We start from the raw sequence: 17,935 nt of genomic DNA on the forward strand, positions 1-17,935 counted from the left end.
CCACGGGTGCGCGAATGGCAGTCCCGATGACGTTCGCCCTCAATGCCGGGATGGTAGCGCGATGTCCGGATGTGAGCGCACGCTCACTCAAGTGGCCGCAAGCAGCAAAGACAGGGCGCCGAGATCGTCGATCGTTTCCAGCCGGTCGACCGCATCGGTCAGCGCCCGTGCGCGGCCTTCGCCGAGCACCGGCGAGGCCAGCCCGAGGAACTTGTGGCGCAGTTCCCCGGCGCTCATCGGATCCTCGTTGCTGCCCTTGCGGAACAGCACTTCGGTCTCGTGCAGGCGTCCGTCCCGCGTCTGCACCTGCAGCCGGCAGGCCACCCGGTAGATGCCGCCGTGGCCGTCGTACTTCGGCTCGTGCTCGACATGGATGCGCGGCAGGAAGGCCATCGTCTCGGGGGCGAACAGGCGCTCCGGAGCAAACTGGGCGGCGGTAGCCTCGCGCTCGAGCGCCATCACCGCCAGCCCGTAGCGCAGGTTCATCTGCGCGGCCAGCACGCCCTGCACCTTGTCGCGGGTGTACTCCCAGCCGCAGTGGCCGAGCGTGTTGCTGCTGACATGCGCGGTCATGCGCTCGATCTGCCCCGCGTCGATCGCGTGTTCGCGCATGATCGTATCGAGGGCGGTCATCGCGCTCACGCTGCCGTTGGAGGCCGGCGCCGGCTTGTAGCCGACGTTCAGGATCTCCCAGCGCTCGCCCAGTCCTGCGGCGAGCATTTCGCCATCGCACTGTGCCGGGATCGCGATCGTGCTGAGGAAGCCGCCATAGGGCTCTTCGAGCACCTGCGGAATGCCGGTGTAGCCGAGGGCGGCAAGCTTCGCGGCATAGACGCCGCCCTGCGAGGCCCGCCCGCAGTGGAAGCTCTTCGCCATCGCACCTTCCTGTACGGCCATCAGTCCGGCAGCCTGCGAGCCGGCGATGCCCAGCGCGTGCTGCATCTGCAGCGCATCGAGGCCGATCAGTCTCCCGGCTGCGACCGCAGCGGCGAGCGCGCCGGTGGCGCCCTGGTTGTGGTAGCCGCGCGTGAAGATCGAGCCGCGCGCAGCCATCCCGGTGCGCAGCGCCGTCTCGTAGCCGGCAACCAGCGCGGTGATCGCCTCGCGCCCGCTGACCGGCCGCCCGGCGCACTGCGCCACGGCCAGCACCGCCGGCAGCGCTGCCGAGCCAGGGTGCAGCGTGGCCTGGATGTGGATCTCGTCGAGCTGGAAGCTGTGCGCGGCGGTGGCATTGACCAGTGCCGCCATCGAGGCGCTTGCGTGCCGTGCGGTCCCCATGAGGATCGCGCTGCCGCCACTGTCTTCGCCGGCGACCATGGCGGTCAGCTTGCGCACCGACGGCTGCGTCGACCCGAACAGGCAGCAGCCGAGGGTGTCGAGCACGCAGGTCTTCGTGCGCTCGACCACCTCGGGTGGCAGCCGGTCGAACCCGAGTGCGGACGCAAAGCGCGCCTGGGCTACCGTGGCGCCCTCGGCGCCGGGGATGCCGTCGTGTGCTGCGCTCACCGGAAGCCTCCCGTGCGTCGCGCCAGGAAGCATGTTCGACCGACTTTCATTCGACCGACGTTCATTCAATTTTCGCGCCGGTCAGCGCGATCAGCTTGCCGTACTTCTCGAAGTCCACGCGCAGGATGCGGTTGAACTCGTCGACCGTGGTCGGTGCCGGATCGAGTGCCTGCTTCGCCAGGGTGGACATCACCTCCGGGATCGACAGGGTCTGGTTCATCTCGGTGTTCAGCCGGTCGATGATGGCTCTCGGTGTTCCGGCCGGGGCGAACACGCCGATCCATGGGTTCATGTCGTAGCCGGGCAGCCCCGCCTCCGAAATGGTGGGCACGCCCGGCAGGGCCTTGGTGCGCGTAGCCGAGCCTACGCCGAGCGGGCGCAGCTTGCCGGCCTGGATCTGGCTGATCACCGTGCCGATGGTGGCAAACGAGGCCTGGGTCTCGCCCCCGAGCAGCGCGGCGACCTGTGGTGCACCGCCCTTGTACGGCACATGAGTGATGTCGATGCCGGCCATCGAGATCAGCAGCGCCATCTGCAGGTGCGGCGCACTGCCGTTGCCCGACGAGGAATAGTTGATCTGGCGCGGCTTCGCCTTGGCCAGCGCGATGAAGTCCTTCAGCGTCTTCACCGGTAGCGATGGATGCACGGTCAGCACTCCCGGCTGCGAGGAGAGCATGCCGACGCCGGTGAAGTCCTTCATCGTGTCGTAGGTCAGCTTCTTCCCGTACAGGTGTGCATTGCCGACATGGGTGGTCGAGTGGACCATCAGGGTGTAGCCGTCGCCCGGCGCCTTGGCCACCAGGTCGGCGCCGACCACGCCGGATGCACCCGCCCGGTTGTCGATCACGAACTGCTGGCCGAGGGTACGCGACAGTTCCTGCATCACGATGCGGCCGACGACATCGTTCGAGCCGCCAGCGGGCCAGGGGATGACGACCCGCACCGGCTTGGCAGGCCACGCCTGGGCGAGGGTGGTCGAGGGCAGGGCGATACCGGCAGCAGCGGCCAGTGTCGCCACCGCGCAGGACAGCGGTGTGTTCATGGTAACTCTCCTCCGGATCCGGTTGGCCGTCCTCGCCGTGCGGGATCAAACAGGTGCCGGCGCGCAATCCGTTCGTCTCGCTCTCATCGGCGTCCTGCGCGGTGACAGGTCGCATGGATCAGGACGGTTGTTTCGTGCGACTGTACCGGAGTGTGGCAGTCGGTGCCGGCGTGGGCCGGGTGTCACCGGGCGGGCTTTCGCCATTCGTGGGCTCGGATAGAATCGCGCCCCCGCGCCAAAGCGCGCGCTCGACCGGAGGACGACATGGCAGGCTGGGTGCATCGCACTGGAGTACGGCTGGGAACGGTTTTCGCAGCAACGGCTGCATCGGCTGCATGGGCGCAGGCGCCAGCCTATCCGGCCAAGCCCGTCCGCCTGCTGGTGCCTTTTGCGGCCGGCGGCGCGACCGATGTGCCCACGCGCATCCTCGCCACGAAGCTCGGCGAGCGGATGGGCAGTCCGTTCATCATCGACAACCGCCCCGGCGCCGGTGGCGCCATCGGCACCGCGACCGTGGCCAGGGCCGAGCCCGACGGTTACTCGGTGCTGGTCACCGCCACCCCGTTCGTGGTCAGTCCCCATGTCTATCCGAAGCTCGGCTACGACACGCTGAAGGACTTCGCGCAGGTTGCGATGTTCGCGTCTTCGCCCAACGTGCTGGTCGTGCATCCGTCGCTCGGGGTGAAGTCGGTCAAGGAACTCATCGCACTGGCGCGTCCCCAGCCAGGCAAGCTCGACTGGGCATCATCGGGCGTGGGTGGCGGGCAGCACCTGTTCGGCGAACTGTTCATGTCGATGGCGGGCATCAAGGTCACGCACGTCTCGTACAAGGGTAGTGGTGCTGCGATCGCAGACGTGCTCGGCGGCCAGGTGAAGATCGGGTTCCCGGGCATCGCCATCGCGCTGTCCCACCACAACGCCGGCCGGCTGCTGGCGCTGGGTGTCACCACCGCGCAGCGCTCGGCACAGATGCCGGATGTGCCGAGCCTCGCCGAGGCTGGCGTGCCCGGCTACGACGCGACGTTCTGGATGGGCCTGTCGGTACCGGTGAAGACCGCGCGTACGGTCGTCGACGCCTTGCATCGCGAGACGGTTGCGCTCGTCAAGGCACCCGACGTGGTCGAGGGCTTCCGCAAGGCCGGTACCGACATCGCCCCGGCCGGCCCGGAGCAGTTCCGCAAGTTCGTGCTTTCCGAGTACGAGAAGTGGGGCAAGGTGGTGCGCGCCGTGGGCATCAAGCCGGAGTGATCCGGCAGCCGGCCTGCCCAGGCAGGCCGGCACATCTGCACTTCAGCGGTCGAGCAGGCGGCGCATCTTCGCCACGGCTGCGCCCGGCGAATTGAAGATCGGCAGCGAGCTCACCCCGGACACCGCCGGCACCGCCCGCGACAGCGTGAACTGCGCCAGCACGATCGCGTCGCAGCCCGTGATCTCGCGCGCCTTCGCCGCGACCAGCGCATCGTGCCGGGCCGGGTCGCCACCGGCCAGCGCATCGAAGGCACCATCGACCACGTACGGCACGAGTTCGATCTTCCGGCCGCGCGCGGCGGCGACATCGAGCATCTCGGCCGAGAACGACGGGATCGTCGGCCCGACGGTGGCCATCACCGCGAACCTCGAACCGGCATCGAGCGCCTGTTCGATCATCGCCTCGTTGGGTCCGATCATCGGGATCGGAAACTCCTTCGCGCAGGCATCGATCACGTCGCGGAAGGCGGAACAGGTGAACACGATGCCCTCGGCACCGCGCGAGATCGAGTAGCGCACCAGCGTGCGAAACGCGTCGTACATCTCCGGCACGACGCCCCCGGCGCTGCGCACCCAGTTGAACAGCCCGTCATCGAGCAGGTTGCTGGTGCGTGCCTCCGGCCAGTCGCTGGCGAAGGCGCGCACGGCTGCGTCCATGGCGTCCTTGTGGACGCTGAACAGGACGACGTTCGGGTGCGTCGGCATGGGGTTCCCTCCTCGTCTGTGCGGGGGAGGATAGCGCATCCGCATCGGGAGCCCGCCATGGCGGCGATCCTGATTCCCGGCTGTGCGACTACTGCGATCTGATCGCGGGCAACTCCACCGGCGTCATCATTGCCGCCGCGCTTTCGGTCGGCATGAGCGTCGACGAGATTCGACGAGATTCGACCTCGGGGACCGGGGTCGCGAGGGGAAATTCATCGCCTGTGAGTGTGTGGTGAATCCGCAGTTGACCGCTCGGAGCACGGGGAAGTACAGTGATGTCGTGCGAGAAGCTGTTCGAATAGGATTCAGGTGACGCCCGCATTACGCACTCCCGTCGCAGGCGCAATCCTTTGCGCATCGCTGCAACTCCCCGCCCACGCGGCGGATGCGTATCCGCAGAAGCCGATACGCATGGTGGTACCGCAGGCGGCCGGAGGAAACACCGATCTCATCGGCCGCATGGTCGGCGAGCATCTGAATCGCGCGTGGAACGTGCCCGCCATCATCGACAATCGCGGCGGCGCCGGCGGGAACATCGGTAACGAAATCGTGGCGCGGGCTGCGCCCGACGGGTACACGCTGCTCGTCGCCTCGCCCGCGCTGGTCACCAGCCCGGCGCTTTACTCGAAGTTGAGCTACGACGCGACGAAGGATTTCGCCCCCATCGGCATCGCGGCGCTCGTGCCGCAGGTGCTGGTCGTCCATCCGTCCGTTCCCGCGAAGAGCGTGAAGGATCTGCTCGAGCTCGCGCGGCAGAAACCGGGCAGCCTCAACTACGCTGCGCCCGGCGCCGGCAGCGGGCCGCACGTGGCCGGTGCGCTCTTCGTGAGCATGGCAAAGGTCAAGATCGAGCACATCGCTTACAAAGGCACCGGCCCGGCGATCGCCGACCTCCTTGCCGGTCAGGTGCAGATGCAGTTCGGTGGCCTTCCCGCGCTGATGCCGCACATCAAGTCGGGCAAGATGCGCGCGCTCGCCATTTCCACCGCCAGGCGTGTGCCGTCACTGCCGGATCTCCCGACGGTCGCGGAGTCGGGGCTGCCGGAGTACGACACGGCGGGCTGGGTTGGGCTCGCTGCGCCTGCGAACACCCCGCGGACCATCGTTTCGGCGTTGAGCGAGCAGCTCACTCAGTTCAAGCGGACGCCGGAAGTTCGCGAGCGCTTCGTGGAAATGGGAGCCGAACCCATCGACAGCTCACCCGAGCAGTTCCGCGCCTTCATCCAGAAGGAAGTGCCGCAGTGGAAGAAGGTGCTGAAGCCAATCGAATGACAGTCCGCATGCAAGGAAGCGAGCCATGTCCCAGATCGTGAACATTTCCCAGCTCCGGAACTTCTATGCGTCGGGGGAGACGCCGGCCGACGCCGCCCGGGTCGACCTGCGGATGGTGTTCGGCCGCTCGGTCGCACTCGCGGTGGGTGTCTGTGAGCCTGATTACCACCCCGCGCCGCAGATACACGCCTCCGAGGAGATCACCTACGTCGCATGCGGCGAGCTGTGGGTGTACGTGGACGGCACCGGATACCTTCTGCGCGAAGGCGACGCGATCCGCGTGCCGCGCATGAAGATGCACTGGATGTGGAACCGCTCGGGCGCGAACTGCACGTTCTACCAGTCGAATTGCCCGCCCCTCGCCGGCGATCCGGCAGTGCGGCAATCGCGGTCGGCGTTGTTCGACGAAGGCGAGACGATACCCACCGACTATCCGCGTGTGGTGTGGCTCGCGCGCAAGTACGCGGACGAAGCCGAGCGCAGGAACGAAGCGCCGGCTGAAGGGCCGCTGGTCGCGCGCGCCGCCGAGCTCAAGACCAGCGTGCATTCGGGTGCCATCGGCGCGGCTGCCTCCGGCAAACTCACGTCGAAGTGTGTCCACGGGCTGGAGCACAACATGACGATCGCGACGCGCAAGGGTGGCTATCACTCGGTGCCGCACATTCACGACGCCGAGCAGATCCACTATATCGTCAGGGGCGACATCAAGATCTACACGCCGGAGAACGGTTTCGATTGCCGCGAGGGCGATTTCAACATCGTGCCGCGCAACATGCCGCACTGGGCACACGTCACTTCAGAAGACGAGAACATCCTGTTGCAGGTGCACACGCCGGTACTCGGTTCGGCGGCGAATCGCAAGGCGCTCGTCAGCCCCGATGAGTACGTGGGGCCCATACCGACCGTCTACAACATGACGCCTTGGGCCGCCGAGGAGATCATGCAGGTCGAGGAGAAGTTCGCCGGCGCGATGCGGCATGCGTGATCCGGCCGCGCGGCCGCGTTTCTGGTGCGATGCACGCCACCGCCTGCGCACGGCAAGCGCGCGCTGCCGGCCGATGAGGTGCTGCCCGAAGTGCTCTGCGTGGTGTACTGCACGATCTCCGGCCACACGGGTGCGGCCACGCTGATCCAGCGCTTTGTCTCGGCATTGAATCTGAACGTGCACTTTCACATGATCTTCGCCGATGGCGTGTACGTCACCGAGGTGTCAGGGAGGGTGTCGGCAGGTCGAGCGCACACCGTGCACTGGCGCTGAAGGTGCAGGGCGGGGCGTGCTGCACTCGACGATCAGGGCACGGGTGATGACGGGCGACGCAGGCGCCATCGAGTGCTGTCGGACCGGGTTGGCCAGCCGATCCAGGGCCGATCGTAGCCTGCAGCGCATCGGCGCGAGGCGAGCCGGCTTCAGGCGGCAGCGCGGTGGGGCTGGCAGGGGGGGGTGAAAGTACTATTCGCTGGTCGGCTACTGGTCTGCATCACTGCAACTCCAGGGTGTTGTAGTCCTGGCCATAACCGCGGAGGGCAAAGTAGAACCGGGACTTGGAGAAGCGATAGAGGTTTCCGCAATCCCACGGATCGCTATCGACGTTGATGCAAAGCCGATCGCCGTCCAACTGCCATCGTCCTGTCTTCCTTACCGGCAGCATTCGCATCGAATAGCGCACCCTTCCGTCCGGACTGAATTCATACCGCATCCCGCCGAAGATCGCGTTGTTGAACGTGGCCGGCCTCGACAGCAAGGCCGAGACCTCACCCGCGCTCATCAGCTGGGCTCCGGCAGGAACCGGTTCGGTCTGCTCGATGGTGGCGCAAGCAGATAACGCCAGCGAGAGCAAGAGCGACAGCATAGCCCCGCGCACACGTCGAACATTCGTCATCGGACATCTCCTGGGCGGTTCGTCGGCACTCCGCCGCGACCGCTCGGCATAAGACATGCTGGCCCAGGTCGACCAGCGCCGAGTGGCAAGCGACAGGTTCCACGATCGATGCTAGGCGATGCTAAGCATTCGGGCAAGCAGAAGAAGGCTGGAGTCGCTCTTTATCCCGTCATCCTGCTGTCGACGTCGGACAACCTCGGCCTGGACAGACCATGCCCAGGCCGGGCGCGACTTCGCGCGCGGCCAGTCGAGGCGCGGGCGCAGCACGGCCAGCACGACGTTGATCAGACACAGCCTCGGGTAGTACACGGCCATCGCCGCCTGGCCGCTCACCAGCAAGAGCGCGAGACAGTTGGTTGAGCGGGGAGCCGGTACAGGCCGGGTCGCTGGATGAGCTGATCGGCCATTGCATCATCTGGCGGATCGCGGTGGCGCGCGCCATGCACCGGGCTAACGACGAAAAGTTGCTGCTGGTGCAGACGGTGGGCTGGCCGAAACCGCCCCGCTGAGCCGCGGGCGACCCCGGCCGCGGGGGTGGGCCTTGACGAGACCGCCATTCGTGGTAACACTGTTGCTCATGGATGCCGTCCAACCCGCGTTCGACTACCAGCATGCCCGCGCCGAGGGCGACGCCGTTGCCCGCCGCGGCCTGCTGGAGCTGGCCGCGCGGCTGCTGGCCGAGGAAGGGCCGCAGGCGCTGACGCTGCGCACGCTGGCGCAGCGGGCCAACTGCTCCACCAAGGTTGTCTACACGCTGTTCGGCGGCAAGAACGGCCTGAGCGAGGGCCTCAAGGTGGAGGGTTTCGCTCAGCTGCGCTTCGCCGTCGAGCGCGAGCGGCGCCGCCACCGCGATCCCGTGCGCGCGCTGCTGCCCGTGATGCTGACCTACCGCAGCTTCGCTCTGGGCCAGCGCGCGCTGTTCCGCGTGATGTTCGGCAACGCACTGCCCGAGCACGTGCCCACCGACTACTCGCGGGCGCAGGCGCGGCTGGCCCTGGGCGCCGTGGAGTCGGCGGTGGCCGAGGCGCGCGGCGCACTCGGCCACGACCCGAGCGACGCCCACGAGGCTGCCGTGCGGCTCTGGGCCGCGGCGCATGGCCCGGTCACGCTCGAACTCGAAGGTATCCCCCCCTTCAGCAACGACGGCGGCCGCCTGGCCCGCCTGGCCGTGACTGACGTGCTGGTCGGTCTGCGACTGATGCATCCCCCCTTGTCCACCCACCCGGAGACGCGCCCGTGAACCTTCGAGACCACACCGCCGCCGCAGCGTCGGCCGCCGCCTTCCGACTCGGCCTGTCCCTCGCGCCGACGCGGGCCGCCGCCACTCCGGCGCAGGCGCGCGCCTCCCATCTCCGGCGCGCAGGCCACCTGCGTGTTCGATGAGCTCCCGTCCGGCGCCTGTGCGGTGGCCGTGGTGCACGACGAGAACGGCAACGGCCGTCTCGACAAGAACTCCCTGGGCATCCCCACCGAGGGCTACGGCGTCCCGAACAACCGCACCTTCGCGGCGTCGAGTCCGAAACGGGACGAGTCGCGCTTCACCGTCGCGGCGCGCGAGTCGGCGGTGCTGCGCGTCAACCTGCGCTACTGACGCGGGCCCGCGCCGCGGCCGTCGTCAGGGCTTGCACGAGCCCTTTTGTCGGCGCTAATGGAAACGGTGTTTCTATTCTGCAACGACGTTTTCGTTATTTGGGGAACCGACCATGAGCCTTCTCACCACGACCCTTATCACCGGCGGCAGCGGCGGCATCGGCCTGGAGATGGCGCGGCTGCTGGCCGCGCGCGGCCAGCGCCTGGTGCTGGCCAGCCGCGACGCCGACCGGCTGCAGGCCGCCGCCGATGAACTGCACCGCGCGCACGACGCCGAGGTGCACGTACACGCCATCGACCTGGCCGAGCCCGGCGCAGCGCAGCACCTGTTCGAACACACGCAGCACCAGGGCCTGCGTATCGACGCGCTGGTGAACAACGCCGGCTTCGGCGTGGTTGACGAGCATGTGGCCATCGCCGTGGCGCAACTGCAGCGCATGCTGCAGCTGGACGTCGTGGCCGTGGCGGAGCTGTGCCACCGCTACGGCGGCGAGATGAAGCGGCGCAGGGCCGGCCGCATCCTCAACGTTGCCTCGACGGCGGGGTTCCAGCCCACGCCGTACTTCGCTGCCTATGGTGCCGCCAAGGCCTTCGTGCTCAACTTCTCCGAGGCGCTGGCCAAGGAGCTGGAGGACCACGGCGTGAGCGTCGGCTGCCTGGCCCCCGGGCCCACCGACACGGCGTTCTTCGACGGCATCGACCCGCGTCGCATCGCCGGCGGCCACCACCTCGGCAAGGCCGGCCGCGCCGACCCGCGCGACGTGGCCGCCGTCGGCGTGGATCTGCTGCTCGGGGGCGGACTCACCCGCGTGGTGGGGCTGACGAACCGAGTGATGGTGCTGGGCAACCGCTTCGTGCCGCGGGCGATGGTGGCGGCGGTGTCCAAGCGACTGCTGCAGCCTTTGGATCTGCGCGCCGCGGCGCACTGAACGCAATCCCACCCCCCGAAGCCCACCCCACCAGAACCGGAGGATCCCTTGCAGCTTCCGTACAAGCTCCTGCGCAACCTGCATCTGGCGGCGTCGCCATTCATCGGCGCCTTCGTGTACTCCGGCGCCCTGCGCGCCAACGACACCTTCCTGGCCATCGTGCAGTGGGGCGTGTTCCCGCTGGTGGCCGCCGCTGGCCTGGCGATGTGGCTGGGCCCGCGCCTGGCTCGCCGCAGCCGCGCCGGCGGGGCGCGTGATTGACCCGCCGCCCGCGCTACGCGGCGGTGGCCGCGACGGTTCTCGCCCGGCATACCGCCGCGCTGCTGCGGACGCTGGCGCTGGCGGTTGCGCTGTCCGGCTGCGCGTCGGTCAACCCGTACTACGACCCCGCGCGGCAGCACCATCGTCCCGACGGTTTCAACAACCTGTTTGTCGACAATCGACGCGCCGACGCGCCCAGCTTCTGGCGCTGGCAATGGGAGCGGCTGCTCGGCGAGCAGGCACCGGACGAGCTGTACCGCGTGCGCAGCGTGCCGCTGGACGCGCAGCTGTTGCACGGCAATCGTGGTGACGTCACCGTCACCTGGATCGGTCACTCCACCGTGCTGTGGCAGATAGGTGGCCTCAACATCCTCACCGACCCGCACTTCGGCGACCGCGCCTCGCCGGTGACCTTCGCTGGGCCGCGGCGCATGGTGCCCCTGCCCACCACGCTGTCTGCGCTGCCGCGTATCGACGTGGTGCTGCTCAGCCACAACCACTACGACCACCTGGACCGTGGCACCGTGCACGCGCTGGCGGCGCAGCCCGGCGGGCCACCGCTGTTCGTGGTGCCGCTGGGCGTGGACCTGTGGATGCGCGACGAGGGTATCCCGAACGTGCGCCGCATGGACTGGTGGGACCGCATCGCGCTGCCCGGGCCGGCCGGCGAGGTGGTGGTGCACTTCGTGCCGGTGCAGCACTGGTCGAGCCGCACGCCCTGGGACCGCCACGCCACGCTGTGGGGCGGCTACGTCGTCGAGGGCGCGGCGGGCCAGCTGCCCTACCGGATGCTCTTCGTTGGCGACACCGGCTACTCGCCCGACTTCAGGGTGCTGGGCGAGCGCTTCGGGGGCTTCGACTTCTCGCTGATCCCGGTGGGTTGCTACGAGCCGCGCTGGTTCCACGCCAGCATGCACGTCAACGAAGACGAGGCCGTTCGCATCCACCTCGACGTGCGCAGCCGACTGTCGATGGGCATCCACTGGGGCGCCTTCCGGCTGTGTGACGAGCCCGTCCACGCGCCGCTGGACGAGTTGCCCCGGGCCCGGGCGCGCCACGGCGTGCCCGACGAGGCCTTTGTGCTGTTCAACCCGGGCCAGACCCGCGTGCTCGCCGCGGCCGCACGGTGAGCGCCGCGGTGACGGAGGTGGTCCTCGCGCTGGCGGCGGCACCAAAGTTGCCTGGCTTTGTTGGGGTCAGCCTGACATCGTCTGGTGGGCGGTGCGTCTATTGGTGGGGCTGGGGTAGGCCAGGTTGCGTTCAGTGCAAGGCGCGCCTCTTGCACCCGGTAGCGCAGCTGACTGACGGCCAAGCCCTCACGGCCACGCAGGTAGCTGCTCGGTCGTGCCTCAGTCATCGTGCCGCGGTGGGCCTTGGGGGACGTCCAGTGCGTTCACAGACGAGTTTTCAGATAACCTCATCAGCTAGACTTTGTCGTAACTGCCTTGCCGGACCCCTCATGAGAACATCAGGAATTCTCGTTATCGCCGCGGCTCTGACTCTCGCCGCGACCCTCTCCGGTTGCGCCGGCAGCCATAAAGACAAGGGTCAGCCCATTCCGCAGTCTGGTTTCCTGCCCGACTACAACCTCCTGAGCGAAGTCGGTGGAACGCCGAAAGACGTCAAGCTGTGGCGTTACCGCGATGCGTCGGTCAACCCGGCGACCTATACCTCGATCATCATCGATCCGATCGATATCAAGCATGTTGCCTACACCAAGGAAATCACGCCCGAAATCGTCGCTCAGACCAAGGCAACTTTGCAGGCTGCGATCCACGAAGCGGTTGGCAGTCGGGGCTCGATGAAAATCGTGAGTACCCCTGGGCCTGGCGTCGCCCGCATCTCGGTTGCCATCACCGGTGCCGAGATCGACCCTGCAGGACTGAAGCTCTACGATTTCACGCCGATTGGACTGGTGGTCAATGCTGCATCGCATGCCGGCGGCGTCAACTCGAAGATCCCGGCAATGGTGGTCGAGAGCAAGATCGTGGACAGCATGTCGCGTGCCTTTCTGGGCGGCGGCGTGGTGACCGTGCAGGGCGATTCTTTCCGAACCGGAAGCGGATCGATCGAATCCTTCCAGAACATGGCAAGGAAGGCGGTTCAGGCAGCGGTGATGACCCCCGCTCAATAAAACCAACGCGGCAAAACCCTGAAGAGCGTCAGCAATCGCCCCATCACGGGGTGTTGGCACCGCGCGGTGGCCTGCCTGCGCTGATTCGCTTCGATTCGCTGCAGCACGCGCATGCGTGCACGTAAGCCAGCGCTGTCGGCCACCATCAGGGAGGAGGACGTCATGCAAGGTCATTCGTCAGGCGCTCTTGCGCGCCTGTTGAGCTTCGCCGCGCTGGCGTTGCTGGTCGCCGGCTGCGCGATCACCCCCGCGTCCCTGGAGGAAAGCAGCCGGCCGATCGCCGGCTATCTCGACTACTCGTGGGACAAGAACTCGGTGCTGTTCAATACCCGCGAGCGCAGCCGGCGGACGGTGTTCATGGACACCTTCTATCCCTTCGATCCCTCGCTGCGCTACAACAACGCCGAGGCGTTGGTACGCCACGAACTCGACCATCGGCCATTCATGCAGGACGGCGTGCTGATGGTGGCCTTGTCGGACCTGCGCAGGATCTACGCGCCGTTCATGAGCTACTCGGTCGACGCCTCGACTCAGCGCTTCACGGTGCAGCACCACTTCTTCCGCAAGCGGGTGGCGGCGGGCTCGGGTTCGCGCGCGCCGACGATCGAATACACCAGGATCGCCTGGCAGGGGGCCTATGCGCTCGGCAGCACGGCGGCAACCTCCTCGTCGGCCACCCACGCCACGGTCACCGACCGCAACCAGATCGACAAGGCCGCGGTGGCCAATGCCGGCGCGGCCGCTGCGGCGACGCTGGCCGCGGCACCGGTACAGCGGAACGGGCGCATCTATGTGCCCGTGGCGAGCTTCATGCGCACCCTCGGCAAGACCATCACCGACGATACCGCCGCCAGTGGCTATCTGGCGGTGAGCCATGTCGACCCGCAGGACACGGCAGATGACATCTTCAACCCGGCATACGCCAACCGCGGCCTGCCCAATACGCCGATCACCCCGGCGCGGGTGAAGACCATGAACGGCCTGCTCGACGGCAGCATCGACCGCGGCAACCTGTGGTTCTCGATGTATCTGGGCGACATCCGGGTGTTCAGCGGCAAGGCCGATGCGAACGGGCAGGATATCCACGTGATGTCGGCAGTGGACCGCATCGTCCCCTATCGCCTGTATGTGCCGGCGCGCTACGACTCGCGGCAGCCTTCGAAGTTCACCTTCAACCTGCACGGCGCCACCGGCAACGAGAACGCCCCCTTCGAACGGCCGAACGACCATCTGAAGAACCATCCTTCGGCGCTCGGGCTGAACAGCCTCGAAGCCTACGCCGACCACTACAGCTACATCATCCTGTCACCCAACGGCTGGACGCGCGGGCCGGTGTGGGGCAGTGGACCCGGCGAGCAGATCATGCTGGCCGCGCTGGAGCAGGTCCGGCAGCGGTACAGCATCGACCCCCAGCGCATGTTCATCTTCGGAAACTCCGCCGGCGCTGCGGGTGCGATGAGCTTCGTGCGGCGTCACGGCCACCTGTTCAAGGCGATGGCGCCGACCGCGCCGGGCGGCAGCAAGCCCTACGCCGCGGACCTCAACGACCGTATCCTCGACATACCGACCGTCCTTTCGTGCTTCACGGCCGACGTGACCGTCTTCTATGTGGGCAACGCCAGGAACTCCTGCCAGACCTGGTACGCGGAGAACCTGCGCGGCCGGATGCGCAACCTCACCACGATCACGGTCGAGAACGGCCACCACTCCTTCGGCCCGGCCTCTCTCTACCAGATCACCTTCGACCATTTCGAGCGCGCGCTCGATCGGACGCCGCCGAGGAACGTCGCCGCGGTGCGACTGGGCGCGGGCCAGGCTACCGCCACGGTGGCGGAATCGGGCGGCGCGACGTCCCGCGTCAAGCTGGCCACGGCGCCGGTGCGCGAAGGGGGTGCGCTGATGGTGGCGCTGGACGATCTTGCCCGCATCTACGGCGAAAGGGATTTCCGCGTCTACGATGTACATGCCTACAACCAGAAGCCCTCGGACATGGTGTCGGTCAAGACGGTGCTGTTCAACCAGGTTTCCGTGAACATCAAGCCCGGCGAGCGCTTCCTGCGTGTGGGTGGCACCATCCATCCCGGCGATACCGTCGACGGAAAGACCCGGGTGGCGGCGGAGGACCCCCGCGTGGACAAGCGCAGCCTGTCGGTACCGGCACGCAACAGCAGTGGCAGGATCATGGTGCCGGTGGTCGAATTCATGCAGCTGTTCGGCAAGACCGTGACCGTGGAATGATGGCCCGGAACCACCCATTACCCAGGAGGACACCATGACCACCCATGCATTTGCCGCGCCCGTCGTCGACGCCCTTTCCGTACGCGTGCTGGTGGATTCGCGCTACGAGCGCTTCCTGCCGCGGATGGACCATCCGCACGTGAAGATCGAGCACGTCGGCCGCATCATCGGCCGGCCGGAGAGCACGTTTGCCTGCGAGTGGGGCCTGTCGCTGCATCTGACCTCGGAGAAGGACGGTGCGAAGGCGCAGTACGTGCTCGACTTCGGCTACACGCCGGAGATCATCAACCGCAACTTCGAACTGCTCGGCATCGAGCCCGGCAAGATCAACGGCCTGATCCTCAGCCACGGCCACCTCGACCATTTCGGCGGCCTGCAGGGCTTCGTCAAGCAGCATCGCGGGCAGATGCGCGATGACCTCGCGCTGTATGTCGGTGGCGAGACCATCTTCCGCACCAAGTGGGTGAAGGAAGGCGGCGAGACCCTGCCGTGGTGCACCCTCGACCGCGCGGCGCTGGAGGCGCAGAAGGTGCTGCCGGTGTGCTGCCCGCAGCCGCAGGCACTGGATGGTGCCTTCACCTCGGGCTACATCGAGCGCACCTCCTTCGAGACCGTGACCGGCGGCTCGCTGGTGGTGGACGACCATTTCACGCCGACCGAGCGCGCGGGCAACCTGGTCAAGGACACCCATCCCGACGAACACGCCACCTGCTACATCGTCAAGGGCAAGGGCCTTGTAGTGATTTCATCCTGCGGCCACACCGGCATCATCAACACCGTGAGGAGCGCGATGAAGGCCGCCAACACCGACAAGGTACACGCCGTGATGGGCGGCTTCCATCTGGGCCCTGCGCCGGTGGATTACCTGCAGCACACGCTGAAGGAACTGCAGGCGATCAATCCCGACGTGATCGTGCCGATGCATTGCACCGGCGAGCGCTTCATCGACATGCTGCGCCAGCAGATGCCGGATCGCGTGGTGTACTCGAACGTGGGCAGCCGCTATACCTTCGGCCTGCAGTAAGCCACGGCCCGGATATCGTTTCAGCTGCCGGTGCAGACCGCCCTGTCGCCGGCGTCGGTGATCACGACCACCTTCACCGCGGGATCGGTGTCGAGCTTCGGAAGCAGTTGCATCGGGTCATCAGCGCGTCGCCTTGTCATCGCCCGGCGTATCGCCGGGGTGCGAGCATGAATCCGATCGTCGATCAGCGTGCAGCAGGTTCCAGCCCTGTCGCACGGATGTCGTCGGCCGCCTCTGCCGAGGCGAGGAACTCGATCGCGCGTGCCGCCGCTTCGGGATGCACGGCGCTCACGCCGACTGCCGCGCTGAAGGTCGTGAACAGCTGGACTTCGTCCGGCAGCGGGGTGATGTGCGCGATGCCCTCGATCGGCAGCAGTTCGCTCACCTGCTGGAAACCGATTTCGATCTCGCCATTGGCGATGAATGTGCCGACGCGCTGGCCGTTGCCGACGAACTGACACTTCGGCATCACTTCGTCATGGATGCCCAGCCGCCGGAACAACTCGGTGGTGAGGTAGCGCCCGCTCACGCTCGCGGAATAACCGATCGAGGTGGCGCGCAACAGGGTGTCGCGCAGGGCGTCGACCGTGCCGATGTCGGGTGCGGGCGCTCCGGCCCGTACCGCGACCCCGATCACCGACTGTGCCAGCAGCACACGGCCTTCTGCCCGTGCGAGGCCGTCGCGGATGAACCCCTGCATGACGCTGTCGTCGCAGATCACGAGGTCGGCGACTTCGCCGCGTTTCAGCCGGTTGGGGATCGAAATGTCCCCGGTGCCGATAGACGTGGTGACGGTGACGACCTTCAGTCCAGTGATGCGTTCGACGGCGGGCAGCAGCCGGAGGTGGGCGGCGGTGAATGCGCCTGAAGTCATCACCCGCAATTCTTTGCTCATGGATTCGCCCACACGCTATATCGGGCCGGAAGGATAGCACCGTGACATTGCGGCGATGGCAGCGCAGCGCGGCGTACTTCCGCCCGGCAGCGCTACGCCCTCCGGCTCAGGAGCGTTGTGTTCCGGGGGCACAGGTTCCGGGGTATTCTTTCCTGGTTCGCCGTGCAGAGGAGGCCAGTGCGTGACCCAGAATGACAAGACCCGTCGCCCGGTTCCGGCAGTTCCCCTGGCTGGACGGGCCGCCCTGGCTGCCCTGGCTGCTACCGCCCTGCTCACCGCCGCGGGTGCGACCCGGGCCGCGGATGCACCCTATCCGACACGGCCGATCCGTATCATCGTGCCGTTCGCCCCCGGCGGCGGCAACGACATTGCTGCGCGCTTCCTTGCGCAGATGTTCCAGGATTCGTTCGGCCAGCAGGGGCTGGTCGACAACCGTCCCGGCGCCGGCAGCACGCTGGGCACCGCGATCGCCGCCCAGGCCCAGCCGGACGGCCACACCATCCTGATCACGCATAACGCGATAGCCATCAACGAAAGCCTGTATGCGAAGCTGCCATACAGCGTGCGCGACTTCGCGCAGGTCGCGTTCATCGGCGAGACCACCAACGTGCTGGTGGTGCATCCATCGATGAACGTGAAGAGCGTGAAGGAACTGCTGGTGCTGCTGCGCTCCAAGAAAGGCGTGTTCAACTACGCGAGCACTGGCGCTGGCGGCACCTCGCACCTGGCGGCCGAATACTTCAAGCAGATGACCGGCACCGACATGGTCCACGTGCCGTACAAGGGCACCGGCCCGGCACTGGCCGACCTGGTCGGTGGAGCGACCCAGTTCATGATCTCGGGCGCACCGGGCACGCTCGGCTTCATCAAGGGCAACCGCCTCGTGCCGCTGGCCACCACAGGCGCGAAGCGCTGGGCCCAGCTGCCCGACCTGCCGACGCTGTCCGAAGCCGGCGTCCCCGGCTACCAGTTCGACCTCTGGTACGGCGCGCACGCCCCGGCGAAGACGCCGCGCTACATCGTCAACCGGCTGAACGCCGAGATCAACAAGTCGCTGCAGGTGCCGGCGCTGCGCGCTCGGCTCGTCGATGCAGGCCTCGATCCGGTGGCCTTGTCGCCGGAAGAGTTCACGAAGTTCGTGCGCATCGAGACCGAGCGGGCGCGCAAGATCATCCAGGCGTCGGGCGCCAGGCCGGAGTAGAGATCTGGCG

18 protein-coding genes and 1 pseudogene are annotated in these 17,935 nt (G+C 67.2%); 14 read left to right on the forward strand and 5 right to left on the reverse strand.

The window, feature by feature from the left end; genetic code table 11:
* Positions 1 to 87 precede the first annotated feature (87 nt).
* Together ING98_04420 and ING98_04425 are read right to left on the reverse strand one after the other, a co-directional pair.
* Positions 88 to 1,506: an MmgE/PrpD family protein gene (locus ING98_04420; protein MCA3101095.1), complete on the reverse strand. Its 1,419-nt coding sequence runs from the start codon at positions 1,504 to 1,506 to the stop codon at positions 88 to 90.
* Positions 1,507 to 1,567: 61 nt separating this feature from the next.
* Complete coding sequence (locus tag ING98_04425; GenBank protein ID MCA3101096.1) at positions 1,568 to 2,548, reverse strand: tripartite tricarboxylate transporter substrate binding protein; 981 nt, start codon at positions 2,546 to 2,548, stop codon at positions 1,568 to 1,570.
* Between the two features lie 264 nt (positions 2,549 to 2,812).
* On the opposite strand from ING98_04425, the gene ING98_04430 reads away from it, so the two are divergent.
* Positions 2,813 to 3,796, forward strand: coding sequence for a tripartite tricarboxylate transporter substrate binding protein (locus ING98_04430; protein MCA3101097.1), 984 nt, complete (start codon positions 2,813 to 2,815; stop codon positions 3,794 to 3,796).
* A gap of 42 nt (positions 3,797 to 3,838) precedes the next feature.
* Here ING98_04430 and ING98_04435 read toward each other — a convergent pair whose 3' ends face one another.
* Positions 3,839 to 4,501: an arylsulfatase gene (locus ING98_04435; protein ID MCA3101098.1), complete on the reverse strand. Its 663-nt coding sequence runs from the start codon at positions 4,499 to 4,501 to the stop codon at positions 3,839 to 3,841.
* A gap of 303 nt (positions 4,502 to 4,804) precedes the next feature.
* Between ING98_04435 and ING98_04440 the strand changes: the two genes are divergently transcribed.
* From ING98_04440 to ING98_04450, 3 genes and pseudogenes are all read left to right on the forward strand, one after another.
* Positions 4,805 to 5,773 (forward strand): tripartite tricarboxylate transporter substrate binding protein, encoded by a 969-nt coding sequence (locus ING98_04440; GenBank protein MCA3101099.1) that lies wholly within the window; start codon positions 4,805 to 4,807, stop codon positions 5,771 to 5,773.
* Positions 5,774 to 5,885: 112 nt separating this feature from the next.
* Positions 5,886 to 6,758: a cupin domain-containing protein gene (locus ING98_04445; protein MCA3101100.1), complete on the forward strand. Its 873-nt coding sequence runs from the start codon at positions 5,886 to 5,888 to the stop codon at positions 6,756 to 6,758.
* 126 nt (positions 6,759 to 6,884) lie between these two features.
* A pseudogene (locus tag ING98_04450) lies at positions 6,885 to 6,980 on the forward strand (transposase).
* Between the two features lie 271 nt (positions 6,981 to 7,251).
* Here ING98_04450 and ING98_04455 read toward each other — a convergent pair.
* A complete protein-coding gene (locus tag ING98_04455; protein MCA3101101.1) occupies positions 7,252 to 7,653 on the reverse strand; it encodes a hypothetical protein in 402 nt (133 codons plus the stop codon).
* A 356-nt stretch (positions 7,654 to 8,009) separates the two neighbouring features.
* Here ING98_04455 and ING98_04460 point away from each other — a divergent pair, with 356 nt between their 5' ends.
* The 9 genes from ING98_04460 (at position 8,010) to ING98_04500 (ending at position 15,829) form a co-directional block, all read left to right on the forward strand.
* Positions 8,010 to 8,162 (forward strand): hypothetical protein, encoded by a 153-nt coding sequence (locus ING98_04460; GenBank protein MCA3101102.1) that lies wholly within the window; start codon positions 8,010 to 8,012, stop codon positions 8,160 to 8,162.
* 68 nt (positions 8,163 to 8,230) lie between these two features.
* Complete coding sequence (locus tag ING98_04465) at positions 8,231 to 8,893, forward strand: WHG domain-containing protein (protein MCA3101103.1); 663 nt, start codon at positions 8,231 to 8,233, stop codon at positions 8,891 to 8,893.
* A gap of 108 nt (positions 8,894 to 9,001) precedes the next feature.
* A complete protein-coding gene (locus ING98_04470; GenBank protein ID MCA3101104.1) occupies positions 9,002 to 9,244 on the forward strand; it encodes a DUF2141 domain-containing protein in 243 nt (80 codons plus the stop codon).
* A 112-nt stretch (positions 9,245 to 9,356) separates the two neighbouring features.
* A complete protein-coding gene (locus ING98_04475; protein MCA3101105.1) occupies positions 9,357 to 10,172 on the forward strand; it encodes an SDR family oxidoreductase in 816 nt (271 codons plus the stop codon).
* 48 nt (positions 10,173 to 10,220) lie between these two features.
* Positions 10,221 to 10,433, forward strand: coding sequence for a hypothetical protein (locus tag ING98_04480; protein MCA3101106.1), 213 nt, complete (start codon positions 10,221 to 10,223; stop codon positions 10,431 to 10,433).
* 77 nt (positions 10,434 to 10,510) lie between these two features.
* Positions 10,511 to 11,563 (forward strand): MBL fold metallo-hydrolase, encoded by a 1,053-nt coding sequence (locus tag ING98_04485; GenBank protein MCA3101107.1) that lies wholly within the window; start codon positions 10,511 to 10,513, stop codon positions 11,561 to 11,563.
* Positions 11,564 to 11,892: 329 nt separating this feature from the next.
* Entirely contained in the window at positions 11,893 to 12,567 is a 675-nt protein-coding gene (locus tag ING98_04490) for a DUF3313 domain-containing protein (GenBank protein ID MCA3101108.1), read from the forward strand.
* A gap of 162 nt (positions 12,568 to 12,729) precedes the next feature.
* Entirely contained in the window at positions 12,730 to 14,805 is a 2,076-nt protein-coding gene (locus ING98_04495; protein ID MCA3101109.1) for a hypothetical protein, read from the forward strand.
* A 34-nt stretch (positions 14,806 to 14,839) separates the two neighbouring features.
* Positions 14,840 to 15,829 carry an MBL fold metallo-hydrolase gene (locus ING98_04500; protein ID MCA3101110.1) on the forward strand — a complete coding sequence of 330 codons (990 nt, stop codon included), beginning with the start codon at positions 14,840 to 14,842 and terminating at the stop codon, positions 15,827 to 15,829.
* 184 nt (positions 15,830 to 16,013) lie between these two features.
* Here the strand turns inward: ING98_04500 and ING98_04505 are convergent, their stop codons facing one another.
* Positions 16,014 to 16,724, reverse strand: a complete 711-nt coding sequence (locus ING98_04505) for a substrate-binding domain-containing protein (GenBank protein MCA3101111.1) — start codon at positions 16,722 to 16,724, stop codon at positions 16,014 to 16,016.
* 181 nt (positions 16,725 to 16,905) lie between these two features.
* Between ING98_04505 and ING98_04510 the strand changes: the two genes are divergently transcribed.
* Positions 16,906 to 17,925 (forward strand): tripartite tricarboxylate transporter substrate binding protein, encoded by a 1,020-nt coding sequence (locus ING98_04510; GenBank protein ID MCA3101112.1) that lies wholly within the window; start codon positions 16,906 to 16,908, stop codon positions 17,923 to 17,925.
* Positions 17,926 to 17,935: the final 10 nt, after the last annotated feature.

It is taken from the genome of Rhodocyclaceae bacterium (assembly GCA_020248265.1).
Taxonomy (GTDB): domain Bacteria; phylum Pseudomonadota; class Gammaproteobacteria; order Burkholderiales; family CAIKXV01; genus CAIKXV01.